At 40.5% G+C, this 7,968-nt stretch carries 9 protein-coding genes; 8 read left to right on the forward strand and 1 reads right to left on the reverse strand.

The window, feature by feature from the left end; all coding sequences use genetic code 11:
• Positions 1 to 2: 2 nt before the first annotated feature.
• Positions 3 to 206 (reverse strand): YheV family putative zinc ribbon protein, encoded by a 204-nt coding sequence (locus B5G52_RS10660; protein WP_087532624.1) that lies wholly within the window; start codon positions 204 to 206, stop codon positions 3 to 5.
• Positions 207 to 337: 131 nt separating this feature from the next.
• Between B5G52_RS10660 and B5G52_RS10665 the strand changes: the two genes are divergently transcribed.
• The 8 genes from B5G52_RS10665 (at position 338) to B5G52_RS10700 (ending at position 7,893) form a co-directional block, all read left to right on the forward strand.
• Complete coding sequence (locus B5G52_RS10665) at positions 338 to 2,260, forward strand: ATP-binding cassette domain-containing protein (RefSeq protein WP_087532625.1); 1,923 nt, start codon at positions 338 to 340, stop codon at positions 2,258 to 2,260.
• Positions 2,247 to 2,660 carry a TIGR02444 family protein gene (locus B5G52_RS10670; RefSeq protein WP_087532626.1) on the forward strand — a complete coding sequence of 138 codons (414 nt, stop codon included), beginning with the start codon at positions 2,247 to 2,249 and terminating at the stop codon, positions 2,658 to 2,660. Before B5G52_RS10665 ends, B5G52_RS10670 begins: the two co-directional genes overlap by 14 nt.
• Before the next feature lie 430 nt (positions 2,661 to 3,090).
• Positions 3,091 to 3,240 carry a hypothetical protein gene (locus B5G52_RS22065; RefSeq protein WP_176372536.1) on the forward strand — a complete coding sequence of 50 codons (150 nt, stop codon included), beginning with the start codon at positions 3,091 to 3,093 and terminating at the stop codon, positions 3,238 to 3,240.
• 100 nt (positions 3,241 to 3,340) lie between these two features.
• Positions 3,341 to 4,345: a hydrolase gene (locus tag B5G52_RS10680; RefSeq protein WP_087532628.1), complete on the forward strand. Its 1,005-nt coding sequence runs from the start codon at positions 3,341 to 3,343 to the stop codon at positions 4,343 to 4,345.
• A complete protein-coding gene (locus B5G52_RS10685; RefSeq protein ID WP_087532629.1) occupies positions 4,317 to 4,562 on the forward strand; it encodes a YheU family protein in 246 nt (81 codons plus the stop codon). Before B5G52_RS10680 ends, B5G52_RS10685 begins: the two co-directional genes overlap by 29 nt.
• Positions 4,563 to 4,621: 59 nt before the next feature.
• Complete coding sequence (locus B5G52_RS10690) at positions 4,622 to 5,815, forward strand: dipeptidase (protein ID WP_087532640.1); 1,194 nt, start codon at positions 4,622 to 4,624, stop codon at positions 5,813 to 5,815.
• Positions 5,816 to 5,967: 152 nt separating this feature from the next.
• Entirely contained in the window at positions 5,968 to 6,879 is a 912-nt protein-coding gene (locus tag B5G52_RS10695; RefSeq protein ID WP_087532630.1) for a HEAT repeat domain-containing protein, read from the forward strand.
• A gap of 90 nt (positions 6,880 to 6,969) precedes the next feature.
• A complete protein-coding gene (locus B5G52_RS10700; RefSeq protein ID WP_087532631.1) occupies positions 6,970 to 7,893 on the forward strand; it encodes an alpha/beta fold hydrolase in 924 nt (307 codons plus the stop codon).
• The last annotated feature ends 75 nt before the right edge of the window (positions 7,894 to 7,968 follow it).

Genomic DNA, 7,968 nt, shown 5'->3' on the forward strand with positions numbered 1-7,968 from the left:
GGTTAGTCACCCGGCTTAAACACGCCAATCACTTGTTCAAATTGGCGTGTTGATGCTTGCACAGCTTGCTCTGGCTGAGTCATTTTATGACCGCACTGAACACACTCAACCTTTTCAACGTCATGCTCTTTATATAACATCATCATATCCATGGTTTTACATTCAGGACAAGTTGCACCCGCAATAAATCGTTTTCTCTGTTTCACACCACTTCTCCACAGTTTTAACTGCTATCATTTTATCCTAATATCTACCTAGGTGATACGATTGATAACCATAAGTCGATCCGTGCTATGATATAGGCAATTCAATCAGGGCACAGTAAAGTAACGTATTCATGATCCAAATCTCAGAAATAGAACTATTACGTGGCGGTAAAGCACTGTTAAAAGATGCTTCAGCAACCTTATTTCCGGAGCATAAAGTAGGCTTAGTAGGCGCTAACGGCTGCGGTAAATCTACCTTATTTAGCTTGTTAAAGTCAGAGCTTTCATTAGATGCAGGTAATTATACCATTCCTAAAGATTGGTCTATTTCATCAGTAAAACAAGAAACCCCTGCGCTTGAAATAAGCGCGATTGATTACGTACTACAAGGCCACCCTGATTATTACGCGTTACGGATTGCCCTACGTAAAGCCGAGCAAAATAACGATGGCGATACACAAGCTAAAGTACATATTCAGCTAGAAAATATAAAAGGCTACAGCATAGAAGCCAAAGCGGGCGAGCTATTGCACGGTTTAGGTTTCGCCAATAACCAGATTGAAAACCCTGTCAGTGCGTTTTCAGGTGGTTGGCGTATGCGTTTAAACCTAGCCCAAGCCCTTATCCGCGATGCTGATTTACTACTGCTGGATGAGCCAACTAACCACTTAGACTTGGACGCAGTTTATTGGCTCGAACGTTTTTTACGTGCTTACACAGGCACACTAGTATTGATCTCTCATGACCGTGAGTTTTTGGATGCGGTGGTTGATCAGATTTGGCATATCGACCAGCAAAAGATTAACGTTTATAAAGGCCATTACTCGCAATTTGAGCGCCAAAAAGCCGAGCGTTTATTGCAACAACAAGCAATGTTTGAAAAACAACAAGAGCAAATTGCCCACCTTGAGCAATTTATTACGCGCTTTAAAGCCAAAGCCAGTAAAGCTAAACAAGCACAAAGCCGTGTTAAAGCACTTGAGCGCATGGAAAAGCTTGCCCCAGCACATGCCGACTCGCCGTTTGATTTTGAATTTGCTGAACCACTTGCTTTACCTAACCCACTCATGACACTTGATAAAGCCAAAGCAGGTTATGGTGATGTGACTATTTTAGATAGCATAAAACTTAACTTAGTACCCGGTAGTCGCATTGCATTACTCGGTCGTAACGGCGCGGGTAAATCGACTTTAATTAAACTCCTAGCTGGCGAACTGCAACCGCAAGCCGGTGAAGTATTTCAACATCAGGGTTTAAACATTGGCTACTTTGCTCAGCATCAATTGGAATCCTTAGATTTAAAAGCCAGCGCTGTTACACATATACAACGTTTAAACCCAAAAGCTAGTGAGCAATCACTGCGTGACTTTTTAGGCGGTTTTGCGTTTATAGGCGACAAAGCTCTTGAGCCAGTTGCCCCATTCTCTGGGGGTGAAAAAGCCCGCCTCGTTTTAGCCATGCTAGTTTATCAAAAGCCAAACTTATTGCTGCTGGATGAGCCTACTAACCACCTTGATTTAGAAATGCGTCATGCTCTTGTTATGGCATTGCAAGGCTTTGAAGGCGCAATGGTGACCGTATCGCACGATCGCCATATGCTAAAAAACACTGCTGACGAATATTACTTGGTTGATAACGGCGAAGTCACTCAGTTTGGCTATGATTTAGACGAGTACTACCAATGGTTACTCAATGCCAATAAAGAAGCTGCCAAGGTTGGGCAAACTGATGACGAACCAAAAGCAAACTCACAAGTTAACCGTAAAGAGCAAAAGCGCTTAGAAGCGGAGTTTAGAAAATCAATTCAGCCCCTTAAAAAGCAGATTGAAAAACTTGAAAAGCAACTCGATAAACACTCCGCAGAACTTAGCGAAGTGGAAGTTGCACTGGGCGATAACGAGCTTTATCACGATGACAACAAAGCCAAACTAAAAGAGTTAATTAGCAAACAAGCGACATTAACACCTAAAGTAAACGACATTGAAGAAGAGCTACTCATGGCCCTTGAAGAGATGGAAGAAAAAGAACAAGCGTTTGCCGATGAACTGGCTTAACAGCGATGATTTTTGGCAATTTGCATGTGACCTTTACAGTAAAGGTGACATGCAAACGCGCCTGTTGGCTTATCAAAACCAGCAAGGTAAAAACGTCAACCTGTACTTGTTGCTGTATTACCTAGATTCTCTCAATCTAGCAATTAGCCAAAACCAACTAAACAAGCTTGAACAATCCATTAGTGAATTTGACCAGCAGGTATTAACTCCCCTACGTGCTACCCGCGGCTATTTAAAAGCCAATCAAACCGAGATTGCAGATTACGCTATAATTCGTAAAGAACTACTCAGTACTGAGCTAAAGCTAGAAAAACAGCAGCAACAGATGTTAATAACCACAATTAATAGCTTTGCTCTAACCCCTTGCAGCGCGCCAAATAACACAAGGCTCTATTTGTAAAAGCCCTCATGTGGGTCGTGCTTTAGCGCGTTAATTTTATTAATGACATAATTCATGGCTAAAGCCATTTCCCACGAGCAATCAAATTTTTCATACCCCCTCATTTGCTTCTCATTCTCTTCCTTGTGCAAAAAGATCTTAAGTAACTTACTCACAAAGAGGTTTAGAGGCACTACGCTTTAAAAAAACAAAGCCGTGATTTAGCTCAGCAAACTTACTGCAAAATTGTCGCTATAAGTGACGACCTTGAAATTCATTACCTGGTAACTTTCAGCTTTCCCCTTGCAAACTCGCTAACTTCTCTTGGCAATTTTGATCCAAATCAACTTCTATATCACTGCTAATCAACTTAGGAAAATAGCTTGATCTGGATCATATCAGCCTCAGTCAAACCAGCCTATGATTAACCCATAGACATTAGGAGGCGGTTATGGACGTATTCTTTAGAGATTTTTTTAGCGACCCAGTACTATTTTTATCATTTGGTTTTTTAGGTGTTGTTATTAGTTTATGCCTTTTCTTTGTGTATTTTTTTATAAAAAAAGTACACGACGATGACACTCCTAACCAACTACATTAAGCACGACGCGCAAAGCCCCTATCAACTTGTTTGATTAGGGGCTTTTTATTGCGAAAAATTTGTTACACTCATAATTAAATTAGCTGAACAGTTTTAAATAATGCTTTCAAAATTTAAGCCTGCATGGTGGATGAGTAATCGTCATGTGCAAACTATTATGCCACGGTTTTTTAGGCCTTTTCATACTACTCGCTACCAATTAGAGCTACTTGATACGCCAGATGGCGACTTTTTAGAACTCGCTTGGTCATTACCAAAAAATGACAAAGCACCGCTTGCCGTTGTATTACACGGCCTTGAAGGCAACATTAACAGTTTTTATGCCAAAGGCATGATGAAGGAGCTAAAAAAGCAGGGTTATAGTGTTGTTTTAATGCATTTTCGCAACTGTTCGTCGCAAGCTAATAAATTACCTCGAGCTTATCACAGTGGTGAAACTGGCGATCTTGATTTTTTTGTTAAGCAACTTAAACAGCAGTTTCCAAATCGCCCTATGGTTGCGGTTGGCTTTTCATTAGGTGGTAATGTATTGGCTAAGTATGTTGGTGAACAAGGTGATGACTGTTTATTTGACGGCGCAGCCGTTGTATCTGCCCCGTATGACTTATCACCATCATGCCAAGTTATTCGCAAAAGCTTAGGTAAAATTTATCAAAAATATTTACTCGACCGGATGAAAAAATCAATGCGTCGTAAATTGCCGCAAATTAAGCAGCAAATCGATTTAACGCCAGAGCAATTAATGAAAATTGATGATTTATGGCAATTTGACGATCAACTAACCGCCCCTCTACATGGTTTTGACGGCGCAGAAGATTACTACCAACAAGCCAGTGCTAAACCCTATTTAAAACACATTACTACGCCAACTTTAATTGTGCATGCGAAAGACGATCCTATGCTATCAATAAAAGCAGTACCAAGTAGGCAAGATGTAAGTGAACATGTTACGCTGCGCATCTCAGAAAAGGGCGGCCACGTCGGCTTTATATCAGGTAACAACCCATTTAAACCTGTGTATTGGTTAGAACAAGTCGTGCCAGAGTATTTCAATCAGCTAGTTAATAAGAGCAGTTATGATCATTCCACACCAGCAACTCGATAAAGACACACTTTATAACTTAATTGAAAGTTACGTTTTACGCGAAGGCACCGATTACGGCGAACAAGAGTTCAGTATTGAAAGTAAAGTTGCACAAGTTAACCAGCAATTAAAAAATGGCGATGCAATGGTATTTTTCTCTGAGCTTCACGAGTCGGTCACCATTATTTCGAAAAACGAATTCAAAGCTATGCAAAGTGAAGAGCAATTTAACGAGTAAACTTGTCAGCCTCATGATAAAACTTCACAATGGTTCTTTTACCTCAAGAGCCATTAAAAATGATAAAACTAAGCTCAGTCGTGATCGCAATTTCACTCGCCCTTGCCAGCCAAGCACAGGCAGAAACGGTCACCCCTTCAGATAAAGCAATCAAACTCACCCAAGATACCATTTTAATCGATACGCATATTGATGTTCCTTACCGTATTCATGCTAGATGGGCAGATGTAACGAAAGCGACGAAAGGCGGTGATTTTGACTACCCACGCGCAGTTAAAGGGGGTTTAAATGCACCATTTATGTCGATTTATATTCCCGCTCATTTAGAATTTGAAGGCAAAGGAAAAAGCTTTCAGCTAGCGAATCAATTAATTGATAGCATGGAAGCGATTGTGCAACGTGCTCCTGATAAATTTGCTATTGCAGACTCAACACAAGATATCGAGCAGCAATTTAAAGACAATAAAATGTCGATTGCGATGGGTATGGAAAACGGCTCACCTATTGAAGGTGACATGAATAGCCTGAAACACTTTTTTGACCGTGGGGTGCGTTATATCACCTTAGCTCATTCGCAAAGTAACCATATTTCTGACTCATCTTACGATATACGTCGTAAGTGGAAAGGCTTAAGCCCATTTGGTAAAAAGCTGGTCACTGAAATGAACAACATTGGTATGTTGGTCGATGTATCGCATATTTCTGATGATGCATTTTATCAAGTAATGGAAATCTCAAATGTGCCTGTCATCGCCTCACACTCTTCATTACGCAAATACACCCCTGGCTTTGAGCGCAATATGGATGATGACATGCTATTAGCACTGAAAAAGAACGGTGGCGTTATCCAAATCAATTTTGGTTCAAGCTTTGTAACCGCTAAAGCAGGTGCTTGGGGCAAGCAGTTAAAGAGTAAAAAAGAGTCGGCAAAAAAAGAAGGCACTAAATTAAGTCAAGATTTTGATGCCGCGTATCGTGCTAAAAACCCCTACCCGTTTGCTAGTCTTGCGCAGGTGCTTGATCATATTGATCACGTTGTTGAGCTAATTGGTATCGATTATGTGGGGATTGGCTCTGATTATGACGGTGTGGGTGACTCATTACCAATTGGTTTAAAAGATGTTTCAAGCTACCCTAACCTAGTGCAGGGTTTGATGAACAGAGGCTACAGCGACAAAGACATTAAAAAGATTTTAAGTGGCAATATGCTTAGAGTTTGGAAACAAGCTGAGCAATACGCAAAGCTACATTAAATTTTATGCGCTAGGCTTGGGCCTAGCGCTTATAGCCTCTGTGAACACCGCATTTTTATTGGCCCATATCTTTTATCTTCATTTAACACACTTTTTAACAGACTTTTATAACCAAAAAAGATAAATTACCCATTTTAGAGGCGGATTATTTTATGGCTATAAACAAAGGAACTATCGCGATCACCATAGCAACACTTGCCTTGGTAATTTCATGCTACGGAGCATTTTTTAAAGACAAGCCTAGTTCGCTTAATGAACCCAAGCAGCAACAGCCAAGCCCCACAATTTCTATTAGGACTCCTGCACAATACCAGCAATCAAATGAAGCCTTAATTGACGAACTACACAAGAAAGTGAGTTCGCTACAACGCCAAATCGCTAACTTAAAACTACAGACACCAGGCTCTTATCAAGATCAAGATACCGACGAATTTAAAGAGCTGGTACTTAATGTGTTAGAAGAAAAACAGAAACAAGAAGCTGAAGAACTGCGCGAACAGAACCCGCTTTATGGCTTTTACGCTGACTTACCAAAAGACTATGATTTAAGAATCAAATCAGAACCTGACTATGCAAAACAAATAAACGCCCAATTAAGAGAGCAAATACTAGACCCAAATATGGCAGATTTAGATAGATTAGCGGCGCTGAGCCAACTGCAAATGAATATGTTTATCTTGAATAAATCGAGCATGCCTGAATATGACTATGAAGTAGTAGGCAACATTTTAAATTTAGCGAATAGCAGTAGCGACGAAAAATTTAAAATCCAAGCTATCGAGTTAACAACTCAAGCACCGATACTGGATCAGCGCCTAGCAGAGCAGTTTACCAACTTGTTAGAACGAGACTCGAATGATTATGTTCGTCGCTTAGCCGCTCAAGGTTTGGTGGCGCAATACTACCAATCCCAAAATCAGAAAGATGACTACACGCAACAAATGGCGCAACACCTACTTGCAGTATATAACGACACCTCCGATAGTGCGGTCAGAGCAGCGCTTGATGAAATGATTGGCAACCAAGATATACTAGATGAGTTACGCAAAAGTGCTGGTTATTAACTTATAAAGTTCATATTTCTAGCCATGATCCAGTACCGTATTATGGCTATACTCTATTAAAACTACGCAAAACCTTGTAACCAGTTAAGTATGCTGACAGTTCAAACCAAAAGCGGGATTATCATTAATTATGAAGACACAGGCGATAGAACCGCGCCTGTTATAATTTTAATTATGGGTCTCGGTGCGCAGCTCACGGTATGGCCTGATGAGTTATATTTAGGCCTTGTAGCTAAAGGCTTTAGAGTAATCCGTTTTGATAACCGCGATGCCGGGCTTTCAAGCCAACTTGATCAATTTGGTAGCCCTAACCTATTTAAAATCTGGCTAAGTAAACGTTTACCTATTAAAACCCATATTCCATATACGTTAGATGATATGGCAAGTGATGTATTAGAATTAATGGCCGCATTAAAAATCAAAAAAGCACATTTAGTGGGTGCATCAATGGGAGGAATGATTGCGCAATTGATTGCCGCAAAAAATAAAAAGAAGGTTCTAAGTTTAACCTCCATTATGTCGAGTTCTGGCAAGCCAAAACTCTCTGCATCGAGTTTAAAACTATTTTTACAGCTGGCAAAACACCGTCCGCGTCAATTTAGTCGTGATAGTGCTATACATTATAATATAAAGCTCAATCAATTAATTGGCAGTCCAGCGTACCCTCAAAACGAACAAGCTTTGCGTAAACAAGCCACATTAGGAGTAGATAGAGCACACAACCCACAAGGCTTTAACCGTCAACTCGCCGCCATTGCTGCTAGTGATTGCCGGCAACATTTAATGCCTAAAATAAACGTTCGTACCCTCGTTATACACGGCAGTTTAGACCCTGTCATGCCAGTCGCCGCCGGAAAGCAAACCGCCCAACAGATTCGCAAATCAAAATTAAAGATAGTAAACGGTATGGGCCACGACTTCCCGCCAGCATTAATGGCAAAAATGACCAAGTGGATCAGCAAACACGTTAAGAAAGCAGAACAAAAGCACGCACAGAAAAAGAACAAACCATAAGCTATCAGCTATCAGCTATCAGCTACAAAATTTTGCTCATTTTAACTTATACCAATGCTATTTATTAAGTGATCA

This window comes from Pseudoalteromonas sp. A601 (assembly GCF_002165575.1).
Lineage (GTDB): Bacteria > Pseudomonadota > Gammaproteobacteria > Enterobacterales > Alteromonadaceae > Pseudoalteromonas.

Excerpts from the sequence above, each read along its gene's own strand:
- B5G52_RS10665 (WP_087532625.1), top strand. The coding sequence starts at position 338 with ATGATCCAAATCTCAGAAATAGAACTATTACGTGGCGGTAAAGCACTG.
- B5G52_RS10670 (WP_087532626.1), top strand. The coding sequence starts at position 2,247 with ATGAACTGGCTTAACAGCGATGATTTTTGGCAATTTGCATGTGACCTT.
- B5G52_RS22065 (WP_176372536.1), top strand. The coding sequence starts at position 3,091 with ATGGACGTATTCTTTAGAGATTTTTTTAGCGACCCAGTACTATTTTTA.
- B5G52_RS10680 (WP_087532628.1), top strand. The coding sequence starts at position 3,341 with ATGCTTTCAAAATTTAAGCCTGCATGGTGGATGAGTAATCGTCATGTG.
- B5G52_RS10685 (WP_087532629.1), top strand. The coding sequence starts at position 4,317 with ATGATCATTCCACACCAGCAACTCGATAAAGACACACTTTATAACTTA.
- B5G52_RS10690 (WP_087532640.1), top strand. The coding sequence starts at position 4,622 with ATGATAAAACTAAGCTCAGTCGTGATCGCAATTTCACTCGCCCTTGCC.
- B5G52_RS10695 (WP_087532630.1), top strand. The coding sequence starts at position 5,968 with ATGGCTATAAACAAAGGAACTATCGCGATCACCATAGCAACACTTGCC.
- B5G52_RS10700 (WP_087532631.1), top strand. The coding sequence starts at position 6,970 with ATGCTGACAGTTCAAACCAAAAGCGGGATTATCATTAATTATGAAGAC.